1 pseudogene is annotated in these 246 nt (G+C 49.2%); it reads right to left on the bottom strand.

Annotated features, from left to right (window positions below):
• Positions 1–187: pseudogene (brxA, locus tag SB660_RS22885) on the bottom strand (bacilliredoxin BrxA); the annotation flags it as partial.
• Between the last annotated feature and the right edge of the window lie 59 nt (positions 188–246).

Here is a 246-nt window from a genome sequence, read left to right as displayed (position 1 = left end):
CAGGACGCGCAAGGCCTGCCGCGCAGCCGCATACAGAGTTAACGACTACAAGAGTTGTGCCCTCTGCCTTTTCCATAAAGTTTTCTACTTCTTCCACTGTTGTTAACTCTTCAAAACCTGCTCCAGTCAGCTCGCGGCGCATCGGTACGACAAGCTGGCGCATGTATTCTTCATAAGCCATTGACATAAAAAAAGCCCCCTCTAGTATCCTTCATCTGAAGTAAAGGATACTATAGAGAGGGCCGG

Origin of the sequence: Bacillus sp. SIMBA_005, from assembly GCF_046535585.1 — a bacterium.
Taxonomy (GTDB): domain Bacteria; phylum Bacillota; class Bacilli; order Bacillales; family Bacillaceae; genus Bacillus; species Bacillus pumilus.
Note: the sequence above shows the minus strand (reverse complement) of the source record. Positions and strands in the feature narration are given on the sequence as shown.